This window comes from Pseudomonas flexibilis (assembly GCF_000806415.1).
GTDB lineage: Bacteria > Pseudomonadota > Gammaproteobacteria > Pseudomonadales > Pseudomonadaceae > Serpens > Serpens flexibilis.
Genome location: NZ_JTAK01000002.1, coordinates 368,713 through 387,962 on the forward strand (window position 1 = coordinate 368,713; position 19,250 = coordinate 387,962).

Here is a 19,250-nt window from a genome sequence, read left to right on the forward strand (position 1 = left end):
TACTAGATAGCGGCTGCCGTTGGTCCGACTTAAGACGGATCGTCGATTTTCAGCGGCGGCCCGTCTGGCCCTGATTGCATACTGAAGTGGATACGCATGTCGTGAGCCGTCCATTCCTCGAAGCCGTTGCGTTGACCTGCGAGCGTGACTGGCGGCTGCTGTTCGAAGCGTTGGACCTGCGCCTGATGCCCGGTGACATGCTGCAGATCGTCGGCCCCAACGGCAGTGGCAAGACCAGTTTGCTGCGTCTGCTGTGCGGCCTGATGCAGCCGACCGCCGGCGAAGTGCGCCTGCAGGGCGAGCCGCTGGCGGCGCAGCGTGGCGAGCTGGCCCGTAACCTGCTGTGGATCGGCCACGCCGCCGGCATCAAGGGCCTGCTGACCCCCGAGGAGAACCTGGCCTGGCTGTGTGCGCTGCACCAGCCGGCCGAGCGCCAGGCGATCTGGCAGGCTCTGGCCGCCGTCGGCCTGCGCGGTTTCGAGGATGTGCCCAGCCATCGGCTGTCCGCCGGGCAGCAGCGCCGTGTGGCACTGGCGCGCCTGTACCTGGATGCACCGCCGCTGTGGATCCTGGATGAGCCCTTCACCGCCCTGGACAAGCAGGGCGTGGCCCAGCTGGAAGCGCATCTGGCCGGGCATTGCGAGCGGGGCGGCATGGTGGTGCTGACCACCCACCACACTCTGGAAAACAAGCCTTCCGGCTACCGCGAACTGGACCTTGGGCAGCGTGCCGCATGAGTAGTGTCTTCGCCCTGTTGCTGGCCCGCGAGAGCCGACTGCTGTTCCGCCGTCCGGCCGAGCTGGCCAACCCGTTGGTGTTCTTCGCCATCGTCATCGCCCTGTTCCCGCTGGCGGTGGGGCCGGAAAGCCAGCTGCTGCAGACCCTGTCGCCCGGCCTGGTCTGGGTCGCCGCGCTGCTGGCGGTGCTGCTGTCGCTGGACGGCCTGTTCCGCAGCGATTTCGAGGACGGCTCGCTGGAGCAGTGGGTCGTTTCGCCGCAGCCACTGGCGCTGCTGGTGCTGGCCAAGGTGCTGGCGCACTGGTTATTTACCGGCCTGGCGCTGGTGCTGCTGTCGCCGCTGCTGGCGCTGATGCTCGGCCTGCCGCCGCGCTGCCTGCCGGTGCTGCTGCTCTCGCTGCTGCTCGGCACGCCGGTGCTGAGCCTGCTGGGCGCGGTCGGCGCGGCGCTGACCGTGGGTCTCAAGCGCGGCGGCCTGCTGCTGGCGCTGCTGATTCTGCCGCTGTACATCCCGGTGCTGATTCTCGGCAGCGGGGCGCTGCAGGCGGACCTGCAAGGATTGCCCACAGCCGGCCACCTGCTGTGGCTGGCCACCCTGACCGCGCTGGCGGTCACCCTGACCCCGTTCGCCATTGCGGCGGGGCTGAAGATCAGCGTCGGTGAATGAGACATCAACGCGTCGGGCCCGCCCGGCGCAGGACGGTAAAACGCACGGGGCGGCGATCCGGCCCCGCGACACGAAGAGAGCTGCAATGAACTGGACATGGTTTCACAAGCTGGGTTCGCCCAAGTGGTTCTACGAAATCAGTGGTCGCTGGCTGCCCTGGCTGGGCGGCGCGGCGATTGTCCTGTTGCTGCTCGGCAGCGTCTGGGGACTGGCCTTCGCGCCGCAGGACTACCAGCAGGGCAACAGCTTCCGGATCATCTACCTGCATGTGCCCACGGCGATCCTCGCCCAGTCGATCTACGTGATGCTGGCAGTGGCCGGCGTGGTCGGCCTGGTGTGGAAGATGAAGCTGGCCGACGTGGCCCTGCAGCAGGCCGCGCCCATCGGCGCCTGGATGACCTTCCTGGCGCTGCTCACCGGCGCGGTGTGGGGCAAGCCCACCTGGGGTGCCTGGTGGGTGTGGGACGCGCGGCTGACCGCCATGCTGATCCTGCTGTTCCTTTACTTCGGCATCATTGCCCTGGGCAACGCCATCAGTAACCGTGACAGCGCCGCCAAGGCCTGCGCGGTGTTGGCCATCGTCGGCGTGGTCAACATTCCGATCATCAAGTACTCGGTGGAGTGGTGGAACACCCTGCACCAGCCCGCCACGTTCAAGCTCACCGAAAAGCCGGCCATGCCGGTGGAAATGTGGGCGCCGCTGCTGGTGATGGTCATCGGCTTCTACTGCTTCCTGGCCGCCGTGCTGCTGATGCGCATGCGCCTGGAAATTCTCAAGCGCGAGGCGCGCGCCAGCTGGGTGAAGACCGAGCTGCGCGCCCAGGTGGAGGGTCGTCCGTGAGCTTTGCCTCCTTCTCCGAATTCCTCGCCATGGGCAACCATGGCGTGTATGTCTGGACCAGTTACGGCATCGGCCTGCTGGTCGTGCTGATCAATGTCGCTCTGCCGCTGCTCGGACGCCGGCGTTACCTGCAAGATGAGGCGCGCCGTCTGCGCCGGGAGGAAATGAAGTGAATCCGGTCCGCAAGAAACGTCTGTACATCATCCTCGCCCTGCTCGTCGGGGTGGGCGCGACCGTTGGCCTGGCCCTCTCGGCGCTGCAGCAGAACATCAACCTGTTCTATACCCCGACGCAGATCGCCAATGGCGAGGTGCCGGACGGCGTGCGCATTCGCGCCGGCGGCATGGTCAAGGAAGGCTCGCTCCAGCGCACCGGGGATTCCCTTGATGTGGAGTTCGTGGTGCATGACGGCGCCTCCGAAGTGCGCATGCGCTACCGGGGCATCCTGCCGGACCTGTTCCGCGAAGGGCAGGGCATCGTCGCGCTGGGTCGCCTGAACGAAGAGAACGTGCTGGTGGCCGACGAAGTGCTGGCCAAGCACGATGAGAACTACATGCCGCCGGAAGTCGCCCAGGCGATGGACAAGGCGATCCAGGCGAAGGCGGAGAGCGCGCAATGATTCCCGAGATCGGCCATCTGGCCCTCATCCTGGCCCTGTGCCTGGCGCTGGTGCAGTCGACCCTGCCGCTGATCGGCGCCTGGCGCGGCGACCGTCTGTGGATGGGCATCGCCCGTCCGGCGGCCTGGGGCCAGTTCGCCTTCCTGCTGCTGTCGTTCGCCTGCCTGACTTACGCGTTCATGGTCGACGACTTCTCCGTAGCCTATGTGGCGCACAACTCCAACAGCGCACTGCCCTGGTACTACAAGTTCAGCGCCGTGTGGGGCGCCCACGAGGGCTCGCTGCTGCTGTGGGCGATGATCCTCGGTGGCTGGACCTTCGCCGTGGCGGTGCTGTCGCGGCAGTTGCCGGAGGAGATGCTCGCCCGCGTGCTGGCGGTGATGGGCATCATCAGCATCGGCTTCCTGCTGTTCCTGATCGTCACTTCCAACCCGTTCGAGCGCCTGCTGCCGCAGGTGCCCACCGACGGCCGTGACCTCAACCCGCTGCTGCAGGACTTCGGCCTGATCGTGCACCCGCCGATGCTGTACATGGGCTATGTAGGTTTCTCGGTGGCCTTCGCCTTTGCGGTCGCCGCGCTACTCGGCGGCCGTCTTGACGCTGCCTGGGCGCGCTGGTCCCGGCCCTGGACGCTGGTGGCCTGGGCCAGCCTGGGCATCGGCATCGTGCTCGGTTCCTGGTGGGCCTACTACGAACTGGGCTGGGGCGGCTGGTGGTTCTGGGACCCGGTGGAAAACGCGTCCTTCATGCCCTGGCTGGTGGGCACCGCGCTGATCCACTCGCTGGCGGTCACCGAAAAGCGCGGCGTGTTCAAGAGCTGGACCGTGCTGCTGGCCATCGCCGCCTTCTCGCTGAGCCTGCTGGGTACCTTCCTGGTGCGTTCCGGCGTGCTGACCTCGGTGCACGCCTTCGCCGCCGACCCCGAGCGCGGCACCTTCATCCTGGCCTTCCTGCTCATCGTGGTTGGCGCTTCGCTGACCCTGTTCGCCCTGCGCGCGCCGGTGGTGAAGAGCAAGGTAGGCTTCGCCCTCTGGTCGCGGGAAACCCTGCTGCTGGCCAACAACCTGATCCTGGTGGTGGCCTGCGCAATGATCCTGCTCGGCACCCTGTATCCGCTGCTGCTGGACGCCATCTCCGGCGCCAAGCTGTCGGTCGGTCCGCCGTACTTCAATGCCCTGTTCCTGCCGTTGATGGCCATCCTGATGGGCGCGGTGGGTGTCGGTGTGCTGGTGCGCTGGAAGGACACCCCTGGCAAGTGGCTGGCCGGCATGCTGATGCCGGTGCTGATCGCCAGCGCGGTGCTCGGCGGCCTGGCCTCCGTGCTGCTGGGCGACTTCCACTGGGCGGTGCTGGCGGTGTGCATCCTGTCTGCCTGGGTGGTGCTCACCGGCGTGCGCGACCTGCTCGACAAGACCCGCCACACCGGCCTGCTCAAGGGCATCCCGCGCATGACCCGCAGCTACTGGGGCATGCAGCTCGGTCACCTGGGCATCGCCGTATGCGCCATCGGCATCGTGCTGTCCACCCAGCACAACGCCGAGCGCGACTTGCGCATGGCGCCGGGCGACATGCAGGAGCTGGGCGGCTATCAGTTCGTGTTCGAAGGCGCGCAGCACCATGAGGGTCCGAACTACACCTCCGACCGCGCCACCGTGCGTGTGCTGGAGGAAGGTCGCGAGATTGCCGTGCTGCACCCGGAGAAACGCCTGTACACCGTGCAGATGATGCCGATGACCGAGGCCGGCATCGATCCGGGCCTGTTCCGCGATCTGTACGTGGCGCTGGGCGAGCCGCTGGAAGATGGCGCCTGGGCCGTGCGCCTGCACGTCAAGCCCTATGTGCGCTGGATCTGGCTGGGTGGCCTGCTGATGGCCTTCGGCGGCCTGCTGTCGACCCTCGACCGTCGCTACCGCATCAAGGTCAAGACCCGCGTCCGCGAGGCGCTGGGCATCTCTGGAGCACAACCGGCATGAAACGCGCATTGCTGCTGATTCCCCTGGCGATCTTTCTGGTGGTTGCCGGTTTCCTCTACAAGGGGCTGTTCCTCGACCCGCGCGACATTGGTACCACCATGATCGGCAAGCCGCTGCCCGCGTTCAGCCTGCCGTCCGTGGAAGACCCGGCGCGCACCCTGACCACCGCGGACTTCAATCCGGGCGAGCCGGCGCTGGTCAACGTGTGGGCCACCTGGTGCCCGACCTGCCGCGCCGAGCACGCGATGCTCAACCGCCTGGCCGGGCAGGGCGTGGCCATCTACGGCATCAACTACAAGGAAACCGGCGATGCGCGCCGCTGGCTCAGTGAGCTGGGCAACCCCTACCGGCTGAATGTCGCCGACCCGCAGGGCAGCCTGGGCTTCAACCTGGGCGTGTACGGCGCGCCGGAAACCTTCCTGATCGACAAGAACGGCATCATCCGCCACAAGTACGTGGGCGCCATCGACGAGCGTGTTTGGCGTCAACAACTGGCACCGCTCTACCAGGAGTTGCTCGAGCAATGAAACGCCTGCTAGCCGCCGTTTTCTGTAGCCTGGCCCTGGGCGGTTTCGCCCAGGCCGCCATCGACACCTACGAGTTCTCCAGCGAGACCGAGCGCCAGCGCTTCCGCCAACTGACCAGCGAACTGCGCTGCCCCAAGTGCCAGAACCAGAACATCGCCGACTCCGACGCGCCCATTGCCATGGACCTGCGCCGCGAGATCTTCCGCATGCTGGAAGATGGCCAGGCCGATGAGCAGATCGTCGAGCACCTGGTCGACCGTTACGGCGACTTCGTGCGCTACAACCCGCCGGTCGAGCTGCGCACCCTGCTGCTCTGGTACGGCCCGTGGGTGCTGCTGGGCGGTGGTCTGCTTGCCCTGGTGGTCATCGTGGTCCGCCGTCGCCGGGTCGAGAACGCCCCGCAGAATGCCCTGCTGTCCGCCGAGGAGCAGGAGCGCCTTTCCCAATTGCTGGATAAGAAAGACCCATGATCGATCTCTGGCTTGTCGCCGGCCTGCTGTTGCTGGCCGCCCTGGCGTTCATCCTGGTTCCGGTGCTGCGCGGTCAGCGCGCCCAGGCCGAGGAAGACCGCACCGCCCTTAACGTGGCGCTCTACGAAGAGCGCGTGCGTGAACTGGAAACCCAGCACGCCGCTGGCACTCTGACGGATGAACAGCTGGCCGCCGGCAAGGCCGAGGCTGGTCGCGAGTTGTTGGTGGATACCGAGGGCGATGCGCAGCGCCACGGCAACCTGGGTCGCGCCGTGCCGATCGCCGCCGCCGTGCTGGTGCCGGTGCTGGGCCTGGCGCTGTACCTGCACTGGGGCGCCAGCGACAAGCTGGAACTGGCCCGCCAGTTCGACCACCAGCCCGCCTCCATGGAGGAAATGGTCGCGCGTCTGGAGCAGGCCGTTAAGGCGCAACCCGATGGGGTGGAAGGCTGGTATTTCCTGGCTCGTGGCTACATGGCCATGGAGCGCCCGGCCGAGGCCGCCAACGCCTTCGAGCGCACCGTGGCACTGGCCGGTCGCGATCCCTCGCTGCTCGGCCAGTGGGCGCAGGCGCTGTACTTTGCCAACGGCCAGCAGTGGAGCGAACAGATCCAGGGGCTGACCGACGAGGCGCTGCAGAGCGATCCGGGCGAAGTCACCAGCCGCGGCCTGCTGGGCATCGTTGCCTTCGAGGCCGGCCGTTACCGGGATGCCATCGAGCATTGGGAATTCCTGATGAATGGCCTGGATCCCCAGGATCCGAACCGCATGGCCATTGCCCAGGGCATTCAGCGCGCCCGCGAGATGCTCGGTGAAGCAGCCCCGGCCGCTTCGGCCGACGAGGCGCCCGTGGAGATGCGCGTGCGTGTGGAGCTGGCGCCGAATGTCGCAGGCCAGGTGCAGCCCGAGGACAGCGTGTTCATCTTCGCCCGCCCGGCCGCTGGTGAGGCGATGCCCTTGGCGGTCAAGCGCCTCAAGGTCGCCGACCTGCCGGCGGAAGTGATCCTCAGCGACGCCGACGCCATGATGGAGCAGCTACGCTTGTCCAACTTCCCGCAGGTGGAGTTGGTAGCGCGCGTGTCGCGCAGCGGCAACGCCACCGCCGGCGAGTGGATCGGGCGCAGCGGTGCTGTCAGCAGCACGGAAGACCGGCTGCAGAGCTTGCGCATCGATCAGCCCGAGAAGCGCTGACGGCCGAACTGACCACCGGCCCTGGAGAGGATATGCAGCGTGCCGCAGGCCGGCTGCTGCTGCTCGGCAGCCTGCTGCTGAGCGGTTGCGCCAGCGATATCTACCAGCTGCCGGGTTCCCGGCAGACACCGCAGCCCTGGCCGGAACCCCGGCCAGCGCCCACGCCCGAGCCATCGCGCCCGGTGATCACCCCGGTGCCGCCGCGCCCGGAGGTTCCCTCGCAGCCGCAAAGCACTGGCACCCACCCACGCTACGCGCCGCCTCCGCATGTGGAAGCGCGCTGGGATGCGCGTCTGGGCGTCTATGTGGTGAGTGGGCGCGAGCTCTACTACCGCGAGCGGCTCTACTACCGCTGGGAAGACGGCTGGCTCTGTTCCGCGCAACCGGACGGTCCCTGGGAGTCGGTGGCCGAGGTCAGTGTGCCGATGGGGCTGCGTGGCCTGCATTGAGGCGTTGTGCCGGCAGAGTAGGGCGGGGGTGAGCGGCGGCTGTGGGAGCGGCGTCAGCCGCGATCAGGGCTGGGGTGGCTGTGAGCTCACCTGTGCGCTCCCACGCGTCGGAAAAGCAGATGGAACGGTGATGAATCGGCCTTACAGGGCCTTGTTGCGGGCGCGTTGAATGACTTGCTGCAGGCGTTCGCCCTGGCATTGCTCCGGATACAGGCGCTCGCTGTGGCGGGCGACACCGTGCTGGTCGACCAGGGTGAAGCTGAAGGTGCCCTTGCGGCCGGGGGCCACGATATAGCAGTGCAGTGGGGCGAAGGCTTCGCGCAATGCGCTGATGGCGTTCTGGGTATGCGAGTGGTTGCTCATGGTTCTTCCTTTTATTGTCTTGGTGGCGCCCGGTTCGCTTGGGGCGGGGGCCTGAAGAGGTCCGCCTGTATGGGAGCGACATCGGGGGCGATGGTTCCGTGCCTGATTTCAAGCAATTAATGGGCCGGAACAGCTGTCAGGGTGGCCCGTGCGGTGCCGTCGAGAGATCAGCTTAGCCGGGTTGCCAGGGTTTGCCGGGGTTCTGGCTGTGTCAGCGACCAGTGATCGCCTGCCAGAATGCTCGGAGAGTTTGACGACTTGATGACTGTTTTCCGGCGTCTCGTCAGGGCGGCGCGGAACAGTTTTCGGAATGACAAAACCCCGCCGTGAGGCGGGGTTTGCGGGGATTTGGTCGGAGCGACTGGATTCGAACCAGCGACCTTCTCGTCCCGAACGAGACGCGCTACCAAGCTGCGCTACGCTCCGTTTGGATGGCGCGCATTCTACCGAAAAACTTTTGATGCACAAGGGGTTAGGCGAAAATTTTTTTGCAGGGCGGGATGCAGGCGTTTTGCCGCTGGGCACGGCATTCCGTCAAACGGACTCATTGCAGCAGCTCCGGACTGTTGAGATTGGCCAGCCGGTCATCGTCCTCGGTGCAGTCGAGCGCCACGGCGCCCATAGCGGTGAAGATATGCCGGGGGCTGCGCTGGCCTTCCTGCCAGGCGCGCTCCAGGTCGGGTAGCACGCGGGTCGGCAGTAGGCAGAACAGCGGTTGCCACTGCGCACCCTGGCGCAGCAGCAACGGACGGCCTGGCAGGGCGGCCTGCCGCATGCTCGTCAGTAGGGCACTGTCCACCCTGGGTGCATCGCAGGGCAGCACCAGCAGCCAGGGATGCCGTGCCACGGCGAGGCCGGCGCGAATGCCGGCCAGCGGGCCGGGGAAGTCCGGCTCGGCATCCGACACCAGTTGATCGGCAAAGGGCTGGTAGCACTCGGCGTTGCGGTTGCACGAGACGATCAGGTCATCGGTGAGCGGGCGCACGACATCATGCAGCCAGGCGATCATCGGTCGGCCGCGCCACGGCACCAGCCCCTTGTCGCGCCCACCCATGCGCTGACCGCGCCCACCGGCCAGCAGCAGCACGGAGCAGGGCGCAAGAGAGGGAAGCGTTGGCACGATGGGGCTCCTGGGACGAGTGGCGAAAGGCCTGTGATATAACACCGGCATTGTGAACCCTCAACAGGATCCTCCATGTCCCACAAGGCTGCCGTTCCCTTCACTCCGCTGAACATCGCCGTCCTGACCGTCAGCGACACCCGCACCCTGCAGACCGACACCTCCGGGCAATTGCTGGTCGAGCGCCTGACCGAAGCCGGCCACCGGCTGGCCGACCGCGTGCTGCTCAAGGACGACCTCTACCACATACGCGCGCTGGTGGCTGCCTGGATCGCCGATGCATCGGTGCAGGTGGTGCTGATCACCGGCGGCACCGGCTTCACCGCGCGCGACAGCACGCCGGAAGCCGTCACCTGCCTGCTGGACAAGCAGGTCGATGGCTTTGGTGAGCTGTTCCGGCAGATCTCCTACACGGACATCGGCACCTCCACGATGCAGTCGCGCGCCCTGGCCGGGCTGGCCAACGGCACGCTGGTGTGCTGCCTGCCGGGCTCCACCAACGCCTGTCGCACCGCCTGGGACGGCATCCTCGCGCAACAGCTGGACGCCAGCCACCGGCCCTGCAACTTCGTGCCGCACCTGCGCATGGCGGTGGCCTGCGAGAGTCGCGAATGAGCCTGATCAGCGTCGAGGACGCCCTGCAGCGTCTGCTGGCTTGGGCCGAGCAGGCGCCGCTCGATGGGCAGGAAACCGTGCCACTGGCACAGGCCGACGGCCGCGTGCTGGCGGCGCCGCTGCTGGCCGGGCTGGACCTGCCGCCCTGGGACAACAGCGCGATGGACGGCTACGCCTTGCGCCTGGCCGACGGGCAGGGCGAGCCGCTGCCGGTCAGCCAGCGCATCCTCGCCGGCAGCGCGCCGCAGCCGCTGAAACCGGGCACCTGCGCGCGCATCTTCACCGGCGCGCCGCTGCCGCCCGGCGCCGACTGCGTGGAGATGCAGGAAAACACCGAGGTGCTGGCGGACGGTCGCGTGCGCTTCCTCGAAGCCTTGCGCCCGGGACGCAATGTCCGCCCGCGCGGCCAGGAAGTCCGTACTGGCGAGACACTGCTGGCGGCCGGTTCACAGCTCGGCCCGATCGAACTGGCACTGGCCGCCAGCATCGGTATCGGCACCGTGACGGTGCGTCGTCGGCCCCGGGTGGCGCTGCTGTCCACCGGTGACGAGCTGGTCGAGCCCGGGCAGCCGCTGGGGCCGGGGCAGATCTACAACAGCAACCGTCGCCTGCTGGCCGCCTGGCTAATGCGGCTGGGCTGTGAGGTGCGCGACGCCGGCATCCTGGCGGACGACCTGCAGGCCACGCGCGCGGCACTGGCCGGAGTGGGCGAGGTGGACCTGATTCTCTCCACCGGCGGCGTGTCGGTCGGCGAAGCCGATTATCTCGGCCAAGTGCTGCGTGAAGCCGGCGACCTGGCGCTGTGGAAGCTCGCCATCAAGCCCGGCAAGCCGCTGACCTGCGGACATTACCGGGGCGTGCCGGTGCTCGGCCTGCCGGGCAACCCGGCCTCCACGCTGGTGACCTTCGGCCTGCTGGCGCGCCCCTATCTGCTGCGCCGCCTGGGTGTCGAGGCTGTCGAACCGCTGGGCGTCGAGGTGCCGGCCGGCTTCGCCTGGGAGCGCGCCGGCAACCGCCGCGAGTACTTGCGCGCTCGTCTGGAACAGGGGCGCGCCGTGCCGCACCCGAACCAGAGCTCCGGCGTGTTGCGCAGCGCCGCCTGGGCCGATGGGCTGGTGGAAGTGCGCGAGGAACGCACCTTCGCCGAGGGAGCGCCGGTGCGCTTCATTCCGTTCAGCGAGCTGCTGGGCTAGCGCGGGATGCCGCGCGGCCCCGTTTTTTAGGAGCGGCTTCAGCCGCGATGTTTTCCGCGCAGGTTCAGCATGGCTGGACGGCCCTGGTCGGGCACCTCCCCCCCAAAAAAAGCTCGCGACTGAAGTCGCTCCTACAGTCGCTCTTACAGGTCCATGCCTGCCTCGAACCATCCTCCCTGCGGTGCTTTCCAATGCTGCGGCAGCACGGAACCAGGAGGCATTCATGCAGCGGCGGGCGTGGCTGATTCTGCACGGCAAGCAGGCGCAGAACGAGGCGGTGCGCGAGGCGGTCCAGGCGTGTCGTGAGCGGGGCTGGGAGCTCGCGGTGCGCCTGACCTGGGAAGCCAGCGACGCGCGGCGCCTGGTGGAGGAGGGGCTGCGGGCCGGTTACCCCTGCCTGATTGCCGGCGGCGGCGACGGCACTCTCAACGAGGTGGCCTCGGCGCTGATCGAGCTGCAGGGGGATGCCAGTCTGGCCCTGCTGCCGCTGGGGTCGGCCAACGACTTCGCCCGGGCCGCGCAGGTTCCCCTGGAGCCGGACGCCGCACTGGCGCTGCTGGAGCTGCAACCCACGCCGGTCGACGTGGGCATGGCCAATGAGCGCTTGTTCGTCAACATGGCCACCGGCGGCTTCGGCTCGCTGGTCACCGCCAATACCTCGGAGGAGCTGAAGAAGGTGCTCGGCGGTGGCGCTTACCTGCTCACCGGACTCACCCGCTTCGCCGAGGTGCGCAGCGCCTTCGGCCGTTTCCATGGTCCCGGCTTCGACTGGCAAGGTGATTTCCTGGCCATGGGCGTGGGCAATGGGCGCCAGGCCGGAGGCGGTCACGCCCTCTGCCCGCGCGCGACCATCACCGACGGGATGCTCGATCTCTGCCTGATTCCCGCGCCGCAGGATGTCGGCGAAACCCTGCGGGTAATGCTGAGCGGCGGCATGCTCGGGCTGGATACGGTCGCCGTGACCGCACGCTTGCCCTGGCTGGAGGTCGAGGCGCCGGACGGGCTGGATCTGAACCTCGATGGGGAGCCTGTGCACAGCCCCCGGGTGCGTTTCGAAGTGCGCCCGCAGCTCCTGCGTCTGCATCTGCCGGTGGATTCGCCGCTGCTGACCGGGGCTGCGGCGGAGTGACGCGGCCGAGCGCTGCCTTTGGTCTGCATTCCTGCGTGATGCCGGTTTGATATTAAACTCGCTGGCGTCGCGGCCGATAACTTTTGAAACGTTGCGCCGCAACTCACTTCGACGTCAGGTAAGCACATGGCGAGTATTCTCGACTCGGTCGATCAGCGCACCCAGCTGGTGGGTGAAAATCGCCTGGAAATTCTGCTGTTCCGCCTCGCCGGGCGGCAGCTCTTCGCGATCAACGTCTTCAAGGTGCAGGAGGTCCTGCACCTGCCGCGCCTCAACCGCATGCCGCACCGCCATCCGTGCGTGTGCGGGGTGATCAACCTGCGCGGCCAGACCCTGCCGGTGATCGACCTGTCCAAGGCCATTGGCATGCGCCCGCTGCAGCCGGAGGCCAACACCATCATCGTCGCCGAGTACAACCGCTCGGTGCAGGCCTTCCTGGTGAGCAGCGTCGAGCGCATCTACAACCTCAACTGGGAAGAGGTGCAGCCGCCACCCGGTGGCAGCGGCCGTTCCCACTACCTGACCTCCATCACCCGCGTGGATGACCAGCTGGTGGAAGTCATCGACGTGGAGAAGGTGCTGGCCGAGATCGTGCCCTACAACGCCCGCGTTTCCAGCGAGCGTCTGGCCGATCCGATTCTCGCCCGCGCCGCCGGTCGCGAGGTGCTGCTGGTGGACGACTCCAGTGTGGCGCTCGCCCAGCTGACGGAGACCCTCAGCCAGCTGAACCTGAAGATCCACACCGCCAGCAACGGCCAGATGGGCCTGCGCAAGCTGCGCCAGTGGGCCGACGAGGGCCACGACCTCAACGAGAAGCTGCTGATGGTGTTCACCGACGCGGAGATGCCGGAGATGGACGGTTACCGGCTGACCGCCGAGATCCGCAACGACCCGCGCATGAAGGACCTGTACGTGGTGCTGCACACCTCCCTGTCGGGCTCGTTCAACGAGGCGATGGTCAGGAAGGTCGGCTGCGACAACTTCCTCTCCAAGTTCCAGCCGGAACGCCTGATCGACGTGATCCGCGATCGCCTGCAGCGCGACGCCTGATCCTCGTGCGTGACGGAAGGCCGCCGATTATGCTGGCGCCTTCCGCTCACCACCGATCGAGGCCGTCATGCAGCTCGCCGCGCTATATCGCTACCCCCTGAAATCCGCCATCGGCGAGTCCCTCGACCGCGCCTGGGTCGACGGCCTGGGCATTCGCGGCGACCGCCGATGGATGCTGGTGGAAGCCGACAGCGGCCGATTCCTCACTCAGCGGGTGCTGCCGCAGATGACCCAGTTGCTGGCGCGCTGGAAGGCTGAGCAGGGGGTGCGCCTGCGCGCGCCGGGCATGCCGGACCTCGACGTGCCGGTGCCAGCGGAAGAGGCGCCGCTGCGCCGTGTGAGCATCTGGAAGGACGAACCGTCGGCCGCCGATGCCGGTGACGCCGCCGCCGAGTGGCTCAGCCAGTGGTTGGGGCGTGCCTGCCGTCTCGTTTATCTGCCGCCCGAGCGGGCCCGCCAGGTGGATCTTAAGTATGCCGAGCCCGGCCAGCGTGTGGCCCTCGCCGATGGCTTTCCGCTGCTGCTGATCGGTCAGGCTTCGCTCGACGACCTGTCGGCCCGCGTGGGCCGGCCGCTGGAAATGCGCCGCTTCCGTCCGAACCTGGTGATCGCCGGTAGCGACCCCTATGCCGAGGACGGCTGGCGGCGCATCCGCATCGGCGAGCTGATCCTGCGCCCGGTCAAACCCTGCACCCGCTGCATCATCACCACCCTCGACCCGGATAGCGGCGAGCGCAGCGCCGACCAGGAACCGCTGGCCACCCTGGCGCGCTATCGCAAGAGCGACAAGGGCGTGATGTTCGGCCAGAACCTGCTGGTCGACGGCCAGGGCTGGCTGGAAGTGGGCATGCCGGTTGAGCTGCTGGAGTGATCCCGCAAATACCGTAGGGTGGATTCGCTCCACCGATCCACCCAGTGCGCTGCAGGCGCGCTGGTGGACAAGAAAGACATTGTCCACCCTACGGCAGCCCACGAATCCGCACGCTGCTCCCCGAGGAATCCACCGGTTCGAAACGCGGTTCGTAGGGTGGATCGACGCCAGCGATCCACCAAGCGCGCCGCAGGCGCGCCGTGTCGGCGCGATGTACGTTGTCCGCCCTACAGGTGGATCCACCAGAGGCGCGGCTCAGTACAGCCATTCCCGCAGCCCATCCAGGTTGGCCACCACGATCTGCTGGGCCTCTGCCTTGGTGTGCACCTTGGTCGGGTCGATGTGGTAGCGCTGCAGCACGTACTGCACCAGCGCGCCCCGCGTGTCGATCACCAGCCGGCCGTCGCGCATGCCGAAGTCGTGCTCGATGATCGCCCGCTGCTCGGGCTTCAGGCGCGAGTCCGGCTCGATGATCACCTGCACCTCGGCATTCCAGCCGGCGTCGCCGTCGCGGCCATGCTCGGAGGGCAGGTCGAGCAGCTCCGGCGTGCCGCGCAGGCGACTGAGCACGAAGTCCCGGTAGTCGCGGTTGCGCTCGCAATAGGCGCGCACATGCCAGCGCATGCCGGTGTAGACCAGGGTGTGCGGCGCGATCAGGCGCGTTTCGCCATCCGGCGTGGCGAACGACACATAGCCGCACTCCAGGCGCAGCCCCTCGCGGCAGGCACGCAGCAGCGGGCGCAGCACCTCAGGGGTCACCGAGCGATCCGGCACGCGCAGCACCTCGGTGTGCGCATACGCCAGCGCCAGTCCCTCGATGTGCGGCGCGCGTTCGTGGTTCTGGTTGAGCAGGTGCAGGTAGGCGCTGGCGCTGTCGTCGATGAACAGCGGCGCGAAGTCGCGGGTCGGCACATAGCCCTTCAGGTGCCGGTCATATGTCAGGTTATGCGGCGCATGCTCGGCGATGTAGGTGTTGATGTCCCTGGAGGCTTGCTGACGGCTGATGCCGAAGCTCTGGATCAGGTGGTTGGTGGTCAGCCGGCCTTCCCACCAGGCCACCGTCTCGATTAGCCGGTAACGCAGCGCCAAGTCCCAGCGCACGGATTCGATCGACTGTTGGCGTTTCATGCTCACTCCATCTGCCTGAAAACTTTACCTGTACAGGTAAACACTCTGGATATGTCGGGTAACGCTACATATCGTTTCGCCACTATTCAAGCGGAACCGGCTGTAATAAGGAGAGTGCAGATGACCCATCAGGTTGCCGATACCGTGCTGTTCGAGGGCACACGCTATCTCAACTGGGATACCCCCCTGGATGGCTATTTCATCGAACGCGGGCTGATGACCCGCATCGTCGAGGAGGGTGCGCGCCATCCGGCTTGCCGGCGCGGCTACGTGGCGCGCTGGGTGGTGGTCGACGGCCTGCTGCGCCTGGCCGAGCTGGAGCGCCACCAGCAGCCGGGTAGCCTGTTCCGCCGCGTATTCGGCAAGGCCGCCGGCCGCCCGCTGGCGGCGCTCTGGTACAGCGGCACGCTGCGCCTGTTCGAGGCCGACAGGCCCCAGCCGGGGCGCTGGCTGGAACTGGACGTCAGCGCGGGGCGGGTGTGCGCGGTGCGGTGGATGCTGCGGGAGGGGTGGGAGAAGGCATAATCCACTGCACCTCGATCATCCGAACAGGCACGCGCTCGCCATGTCCGCCCTCGACCACCCGCTGATCGACCGCTTCCTCCAGGCCCTGTGGCTGGAGAAGGGCCTGTCGGCCAACACCCGTTCCTCCTACCGCAGCGACCTGACGCACTTTCATGGCTGGCTGCATGAGCGCGGTATCGGGCTGACCGGAGTCTCCCGCGAGGCGCTGGGCGATCATCTGGCCTGGCGGCTCGACCAGGGCTACAACGCGCGTTCCACCGCGCGGCTGCTGTCCGGCTTGCGCGGTTTCTACCGCTTTCTGCTGCGAGAAGGGGTGATAGCGGAAGACCCGACCCTGCTGGTCGAGCAGCCGCGCCTCGGGCGTTCGCTGCCGCAAAGCCTGAGCGAAGCGGATGTGGAGGCGCTGCTGGCTGCGCCCGATCTGGACGAGCCTCTGGGACTGCGCGACCGCGCCATGCTGGAGGTGCTGTACGCCTGCGGGCTGCGGGTCACCGAGCTGGTGTCGCTGACCCTGGAACAGCTCAATCTGCGCCAGGGCGTGGTGCGGGTGTTCGGCAAGGGCAGCAAGGAGCGCCTGGTGCCGCTGGGCGAGGAAGCCGTGCACTGGCTGGAGCGCTACCTGCGCGAGGGGCGCGCGGCGCTGCTGGCCGGGCGGCCTAGCGATGTGCTGTTCCCCAGTCGCCTGGGCGAGCAGATGACCCGGCAGACCTTCTGGCACCGCATCAAGCGGCACGCGCGGGTGGCGGGGATCGCCAAGCACCTGTCGCCGCACACGTTGCGGCATGCCTTCGCCACCCATCTGCTCAACCACGGCGCCGACCTGCGCTCGGTGCAGATGCTGCTCGGCCACAGCGATCTGTCGACGACACAAATCTACACACACGTGGCCCGCACGCGCCTGCAGGAGCTGCACGCCCGGCATCATCCGCGCGGATGAGCTGTGATAGGCTCTGGCGCCTCGCAACCCATTCCGGAGTATCCATGCGCTGTTCCTCGCTCTTCGCCGCCCTGGCCCTGACTGTCGCTGCACCCCTGGCGCAGGCCGCCGACGCCGAGCAGGCGATTCGCAAGACCCTGAACACCCTGCAGCCGGACCTCAAGGTCGAATCCGTCAGCGCGAGCCCGCTCAAGGGCCTGCATCAGGTGCAGCTGGAGGGCGGCCGGGTGCTCTACATGAGCGAGGACGGCCAGTACCTGATGCAGGGCTACCTGTACCAGATGCGCGACGGGCAGATGGTCAACCTCACCGAGCAGGCCGAGAACGTGGCCGTGGCCCGCCAGCTCAACGCGCTGCCGCGCAACGAAATGGTCATCTTCGCGCCGAAGAACCCCAAGACCCACATCACCGTGTTCACCGACACCGATTGTGGCTACTGCCAGCTGCTGCACAAGGAAGTCGCCGAGCTGAACCGCCAGGGCGTGGAGGTGCGCTATCTGGCCTACCCGCGCGCCGGCGTGGGTTCTCCGACCTACGAGACGCTGGTCAGCGTCTGGTGCGCCAAGAACCCTCAGGAGGCCATGAACCAGGCCAAGGCCCGCAAGAAGGTGCCGGCGGCCACCTGCGAGAACCCGGTGGCGAAACAGTTCGAACTGGGCCAGCGCATCGGCGTGCAGGGCACCCCGGCGATCTTCCTGGCCAACGGCCAACTGATCCCCGGCTACCAGCCGGCCGACAAGCTGGGCCCGACGGCGCTGCAGGCCCGCTGAGGCGTTGCTTCTGCGCGGAACCCCGTAGGAGCGACTTCAGTCGCGAGCGCTTGATGCGGCCTGCACGAACGCATCGCGGCTGAAGCCGTTCCTACAAAGCCTCCCCGGAACCGCCAGCGCCTCAGGTCCTCCAACACCGGTAGGTAAAGGAGGGCATGCGATGCACCTGCAAGGCTCCTGTCATTGCGGCGCGGTGCGTTTCAGCGTCGAAGCGCACCAGCCCTATCCGTTCATGCGCTGCTATTGCTCGATCTGCCGCAAGACGGCGGGTGGCGGTGGCTACGCCATCAACCTGGGCGCCGATTACGCCAGCCTCACCGTCGAGGGCGAGGAGCACCTTTCCATCTACCGTGCCCGGCTGGAGAGCGGCGAGGCGAGCACCGGTCAGCGGCATTTCTGCCGGCACTGCGGCAGCGCGCTGTGGCTGTACGACCCCACCTGGCCCGAACTGGTGCACCCGCACGCATCGGCCATCGACACACCGTTGCCGCTGCCGCCCGAGCATGTGCACATGATGCTCGGCTCTCGGGCGCCCTGGGTGGAGGTCGCGTGCAAGCCGAATGATCGCTGCTTCGACGACTATCCGGATGAATCCCTGGCCGACTGGCACCGGCGCCACGGCCTGACCGACTGACGCTTCCAACCGCAGGGCCAATTGACTTGACCCCCCTGGCCTTCGTAATGTGCGGCTCTTTTCCGCGCCTTGCGGGCGCGCCACGCCGCACACATGGGGAGTCAAGCGTGAAATCGGTGAAAGTAGGCATCTGTGGGTTGGGCACCGTCGGTGGCGGTACCTTCAATGTACTCAAACGCAACGCAGAGGAGATCGCCCGGCGCGCCGGGTGCACCATTGAGGTTGCGCAGATTGCCGCCCGTGACACCAACCCGAAGTGCGACACCACCGGTACCCCCATTACCGCTGACGTCTTCGAACTGGTGACCAACCCCGAGATCGACGTGGTCGTCGAGCTGATCGGCGGCTACACCATCGCCAAGGAACTGGTGCTCAAGGCCATCGAACACGGCAAGCACGTGGTCACCGCCAACAAGGCGCTGATCGCCGTGCACGGCAACGAGATCTTCGCCCGCGCCCGCGAGAAGGGCGTGATCGTCGCCTACGAAGCCGCGGTGGCCGGCGGCATCCCGGTGATCAAGGCGATCCGCGAGGGCCTGTCCGCCAACCGCATCAACTGGCTGGCCGGCATCATCAACGGCACCGGCAACTTCATTCTCACCGAGATGCGCGAGAAGGGCCGTGCCTTCGAGGACGTGCTCAAGGAAGCCCAGGCCCTGGGCTACGCCGAAGCCGATCCGACCTTCGATGTGGAAGGCATCGACGCCGCCCACAAGCTGACCATCCTGGCCTCCATCGCCTTTGGCATCCCGCTGCAGTTCGACAAGGCCTACACCGAAGGCATCACCAAACTGACCACCGCCGACGTGAACTACGCCGAGGCGCTGGGCTACCGCATCAAGCACCTGGGCGTGGCCCGTCGCACCGACGCCGGCGTCGAGCTGCGCGTGCACCCGACGCTGATCCCGGCCGACCGCCTGATCGCCAACGTCAACGGCGTGATGAACGCAGTGATGGTCAACGGCGACGCCGTGGGCAGCACCCTGTACTACGGCGCCGGCGCAGGCATGGAGCCGACCGCCTCGGCCGTGGTGGCCGACCTGGTCGACGTGGCCCGCGCGCTGTCCTGCGCGCCGCAAGGCCGCGTGCCGGCCCTGGGCTTCCAGGCCGATGCGCTGTCCGAGCTGCCGATCCTGCCGATCGGCGAGTGCGAGAGCGCCTACTACCTGCGCATCCACGCCCAGGACCGTCCGGGCGTGCTGGCCAAGGTCGCCACCATCCTCTCCGAGCGCGGCATCAACATCGAGTCGATCATGCAGAAGGAAGCCGAGGAGCAGGACGGCCTGGTGCCGATGATTCTCGTCACCCACCGCGTGGTGGAGCGCAACATCGACGACGCCATCGCCGCCCTGGAAGCCCTGGACGACATCAGCGGCAACGTCGTGCGTATCCGCGTAGAACAGCTCAACTAATGCTCAGGGCCCGGGGCGCAGGCGCCGGG

23 protein-coding genes and 1 tRNA gene are annotated in these 19,250 nt (G+C 67.3%); 20 read left to right on the plus strand and 4 right to left on the minus strand.

Annotated features, from left to right (window positions below; translation table 11 throughout):
- Nucleotides 1-101 precede the first annotated feature (101 nt).
- The 10 genes from ccmA (at nucleotide 102) to PT85_RS05560 (ending at nucleotide 7,474) form a co-directional block, all read left to right on the plus strand.
- Nucleotides 102-737, plus strand: a complete 636-nt coding sequence (gene ccmA, locus PT85_RS05515; protein ID WP_027591261.1) for a cytochrome c biogenesis heme-transporting ATPase CcmA — start codon at nucleotides 102-104, stop codon at nucleotides 735-737.
- Nucleotides 734-1,405 (plus strand): heme exporter protein CcmB, encoded by a 672-nt coding sequence (gene ccmB / locus PT85_RS05520; RefSeq protein ID WP_027591260.1) that lies wholly within the window; start codon nucleotides 734-736, stop codon nucleotides 1,403-1,405. Before ccmA ends, ccmB begins: the two co-directional genes overlap by 4 nt.
- A gap of 85 nt (nucleotides 1,406-1,490) precedes the next feature.
- On the plus strand, nucleotides 1,491-2,246 hold the full coding sequence (locus PT85_RS05525) for a heme ABC transporter permease (protein ID WP_027591259.1): 756 nt from the start codon (nucleotides 1,491-1,493) through the stop codon (nucleotides 2,244-2,246).
- Nucleotides 2,243-2,419: a heme exporter protein CcmD gene (gene ccmD, locus PT85_RS05530; protein ID WP_027591258.1), complete on the plus strand. Its 177-nt coding sequence runs from the start codon at nucleotides 2,243-2,245 to the stop codon at nucleotides 2,417-2,419. Before PT85_RS05525 ends, ccmD begins: the two co-directional genes overlap by 4 nt.
- Nucleotides 2,416-2,865, plus strand: coding sequence for a cytochrome c maturation protein CcmE (ccmE, locus tag PT85_RS05535; protein ID WP_027591257.1), 450 nt, complete (start codon nucleotides 2,416-2,418; stop codon nucleotides 2,863-2,865). Before ccmD ends, ccmE begins: the two co-directional genes overlap by 4 nt.
- Nucleotides 2,862-4,838 (plus strand): heme lyase CcmF/NrfE family subunit, encoded by a 1,977-nt coding sequence (locus tag PT85_RS05540; RefSeq protein WP_027591256.1) that lies wholly within the window; start codon nucleotides 2,862-2,864, stop codon nucleotides 4,836-4,838. The genes ccmE and PT85_RS05540 overlap by 4 nt, the downstream gene beginning before the upstream one ends.
- A complete protein-coding gene (locus tag PT85_RS05545; RefSeq protein ID WP_027591255.1) occupies nucleotides 4,835-5,365 on the plus strand; it encodes a DsbE family thiol:disulfide interchange protein in 531 nt (176 codons plus the stop codon). Before PT85_RS05540 ends, PT85_RS05545 begins: the two co-directional genes overlap by 4 nt.
- The gene (locus tag PT85_RS05550) at nucleotides 5,362-5,835 is read left to right on the plus strand and encodes a cytochrome c-type biogenesis protein (protein ID WP_039560447.1); all 474 of its coding nucleotides are present in this window, start codon (nucleotides 5,362-5,364) and stop codon (nucleotides 5,833-5,835) included. Before PT85_RS05545 ends, PT85_RS05550 begins: the two co-directional genes overlap by 4 nt.
- Entirely contained in the window at nucleotides 5,832-7,025 is a 1,194-nt protein-coding gene (gene ccmI / locus PT85_RS05555; RefSeq protein WP_039606141.1) for a c-type cytochrome biogenesis protein CcmI, read from the plus strand. The genes PT85_RS05550 and ccmI overlap by 4 nt, the downstream gene beginning before the upstream one ends.
- A 32-nt stretch (nucleotides 7,026-7,057) precedes the next feature.
- Entirely contained in the window at nucleotides 7,058-7,474 is a 417-nt protein-coding gene (locus PT85_RS05560; RefSeq protein ID WP_027591252.1) for a hypothetical protein, read from the plus strand.
- Nucleotides 7,475-7,615: 141 nt separating this feature from the next.
- On the opposite strand, the gene PT85_RS05565 is transcribed toward PT85_RS05560, so the two are convergent.
- From PT85_RS05565 to mobA, 3 genes are all read right to left on the minus strand, one after another.
- Nucleotides 7,616-7,837, minus strand: a complete 222-nt coding sequence (locus tag PT85_RS05565; RefSeq protein ID WP_027591251.1) for a hypothetical protein — start codon at nucleotides 7,835-7,837, stop codon at nucleotides 7,616-7,618.
- Nucleotides 7,838-8,186: 349 nt separating this feature from the next.
- Nucleotides 8,187-8,263 (minus strand) — tRNA-Pro (locus tag PT85_RS05570).
- A gap of 118 nt (nucleotides 8,264-8,381) precedes the next feature.
- Nucleotides 8,382-8,957, minus strand: coding sequence for a molybdenum cofactor guanylyltransferase MobA (gene mobA, locus PT85_RS05575; protein WP_027591250.1), 576 nt, complete (start codon nucleotides 8,955-8,957; stop codon nucleotides 8,382-8,384).
- Between the two features lie 75 nt (nucleotides 8,958-9,032).
- Here mobA and moaB point away from each other — a divergent pair, with 75 nt between their 5' ends.
- From moaB to PT85_RS05600, 5 genes are all read left to right on the plus strand, one after another.
- The gene (gene moaB, locus PT85_RS05580) at nucleotides 9,033-9,572 is read left to right on the plus strand and encodes a molybdenum cofactor biosynthesis protein B (protein ID WP_027591249.1); all 540 of its coding nucleotides are present in this window, start codon (nucleotides 9,033-9,035) and stop codon (nucleotides 9,570-9,572) included.
- Entirely contained in the window at nucleotides 9,569-10,765 is a 1,197-nt protein-coding gene (locus PT85_RS05585) for a molybdopterin molybdotransferase MoeA (RefSeq protein ID WP_027591248.1), read from the plus strand. The genes moaB and PT85_RS05585 overlap by 4 nt, the downstream gene beginning before the upstream one ends.
- 223 nt (nucleotides 10,766-10,988) lie before the next feature.
- Entirely contained in the window at nucleotides 10,989-11,894 is a 906-nt protein-coding gene (gene yegS / locus PT85_RS05590) for a lipid kinase YegS (protein WP_039606142.1), read from the plus strand.
- 126 nt (nucleotides 11,895-12,020) lie between these two features.
- Nucleotides 12,021-12,944, plus strand: a complete 924-nt coding sequence (locus PT85_RS05595) for a chemotaxis protein CheV (RefSeq protein WP_027591246.1) — start codon at nucleotides 12,021-12,023, stop codon at nucleotides 12,942-12,944.
- 67 nt (nucleotides 12,945-13,011) lie between these two features.
- On the plus strand, nucleotides 13,012-13,815 hold the full coding sequence (locus PT85_RS05600; protein WP_039606143.1) for an MOSC domain-containing protein: 804 nt from the start codon (nucleotides 13,012-13,014) through the stop codon (nucleotides 13,813-13,815).
- Nucleotides 13,816-14,070: 255 nt separating this feature from the next.
- Here PT85_RS05600 and PT85_RS05605 read toward each other — a convergent pair whose 3' ends face one another.
- On the minus strand, nucleotides 14,071-14,943 hold the full coding sequence (locus tag PT85_RS05605; protein WP_027591244.1) for a helix-turn-helix transcriptional regulator: 873 nt from the start codon (nucleotides 14,941-14,943) through the stop codon (nucleotides 14,071-14,073).
- A 120-nt stretch (nucleotides 14,944-15,063) separates the two neighbouring features.
- Here PT85_RS05605 and PT85_RS05610 point away from each other — a divergent pair, with 120 nt between their 5' ends.
- The 5 genes from PT85_RS05610 (at nucleotide 15,064) to PT85_RS05630 (ending at nucleotide 19,221) form a co-directional block, all read left to right on the plus strand.
- Nucleotides 15,064-15,468, plus strand: coding sequence for a hypothetical protein (locus PT85_RS05610; protein ID WP_027591243.1), 405 nt, complete (start codon nucleotides 15,064-15,066; stop codon nucleotides 15,466-15,468).
- 40 nt (nucleotides 15,469-15,508) lie between these two features.
- Complete coding sequence (gene xerD, locus PT85_RS05615) at nucleotides 15,509-16,405, plus strand: site-specific tyrosine recombinase XerD (protein WP_039606144.1); 897 nt, start codon at nucleotides 15,509-15,511, stop codon at nucleotides 16,403-16,405.
- Between the two features lie 44 nt (nucleotides 16,406-16,449).
- Nucleotides 16,450-17,175, plus strand: coding sequence for a DsbC family protein (locus PT85_RS05620; RefSeq protein WP_027591241.1), 726 nt, complete (start codon nucleotides 16,450-16,452; stop codon nucleotides 17,173-17,175).
- A gap of 160 nt (nucleotides 17,176-17,335) precedes the next feature.
- The gene (locus PT85_RS05625; protein WP_039560441.1) at nucleotides 17,336-17,809 is read left to right on the plus strand and encodes a GFA family protein; all 474 of its coding nucleotides are present in this window, start codon (nucleotides 17,336-17,338) and stop codon (nucleotides 17,807-17,809) included.
- Between the two features lie 107 nt (nucleotides 17,810-17,916).
- Nucleotides 17,917-19,221, plus strand: coding sequence for a homoserine dehydrogenase (locus PT85_RS05630; protein ID WP_039606145.1), 1,305 nt, complete (start codon nucleotides 17,917-17,919; stop codon nucleotides 19,219-19,221).
- The last annotated feature ends 29 nt before the right edge of the window (nucleotides 19,222-19,250 follow it).

Bases quoted from the DNA above. Each gene is read 5' to 3' on its own strand.
- yegS (WP_039606142.1), top strand. From the start codon at position 10,989: ATGCAGCGGCGGGCGTGGCTGATTCTGCACGGCAAGCAGGCGCAGAAC.
- ccmB (WP_027591260.1), top strand. From the start codon at position 734: ATGAGTAGTGTCTTCGCCCTGTTGCTGGCCCGCGAGAGCCGACTGCTG.
- PT85_RS05585 (WP_027591248.1), top strand. From the start codon at position 9,569: ATGAGCCTGATCAGCGTCGAGGACGCCCTGCAGCGTCTGCTGGCTTGG.
- moaB (WP_027591249.1), top strand. From the start codon at position 9,033: ATGTCCCACAAGGCTGCCGTTCCCTTCACTCCGCTGAACATCGCCGTC.
- PT85_RS05595 (WP_027591246.1), top strand. From the start codon at position 12,021: ATGGCGAGTATTCTCGACTCGGTCGATCAGCGCACCCAGCTGGTGGGT.
- PT85_RS05525 (WP_027591259.1), top strand. From the start codon at position 1,491: ATGAACTGGACATGGTTTCACAAGCTGGGTTCGCCCAAGTGGTTCTAC.
- PT85_RS05545 (WP_027591255.1), top strand. From the start codon at position 4,835: ATGAAACGCGCATTGCTGCTGATTCCCCTGGCGATCTTTCTGGTGGTT.
- PT85_RS05550 (WP_039560447.1), top strand. From the start codon at position 5,362: ATGAAACGCCTGCTAGCCGCCGTTTTCTGTAGCCTGGCCCTGGGCGGT.
- PT85_RS05565 (WP_027591251.1), bottom strand. From the start codon at position 7,837: ATGAGCAACCACTCGCATACCCAGAACGCCATCAGCGCATTGCGCGAA.
- PT85_RS05625 (WP_039560441.1), top strand. From the start codon at position 17,336: ATGCACCTGCAAGGCTCCTGTCATTGCGGCGCGGTGCGTTTCAGCGTC.
- PT85_RS05560 (WP_027591252.1), top strand. From the start codon at position 7,058: ATGCAGCGTGCCGCAGGCCGGCTGCTGCTGCTCGGCAGCCTGCTGCTG.
- PT85_RS05605 (WP_027591244.1), bottom strand. From the start codon at position 14,943: ATGAAACGCCAACAGTCGATCGAATCCGTGCGCTGGGACTTGGCGCTG.
- PT85_RS05610 (WP_027591243.1), top strand. From the start codon at position 15,064: ATGACCCATCAGGTTGCCGATACCGTGCTGTTCGAGGGCACACGCTAT.
- PT85_RS05600 (WP_039606143.1), top strand. From the start codon at position 13,012: ATGCAGCTCGCCGCGCTATATCGCTACCCCCTGAAATCCGCCATCGGC.
- PT85_RS05540 (WP_027591256.1), top strand. From the start codon at position 2,862: ATGATTCCCGAGATCGGCCATCTGGCCCTCATCCTGGCCCTGTGCCTG.
- PT85_RS05620 (WP_027591241.1), top strand. From the start codon at position 16,450: ATGCGCTGTTCCTCGCTCTTCGCCGCCCTGGCCCTGACTGTCGCTGCA.
- ccmI (WP_039606141.1), top strand. From the start codon at position 5,832: ATGATCGATCTCTGGCTTGTCGCCGGCCTGCTGTTGCTGGCCGCCCTG.
- xerD (WP_039606144.1), top strand. From the start codon at position 15,509: ATGTCCGCCCTCGACCACCCGCTGATCGACCGCTTCCTCCAGGCCCTG.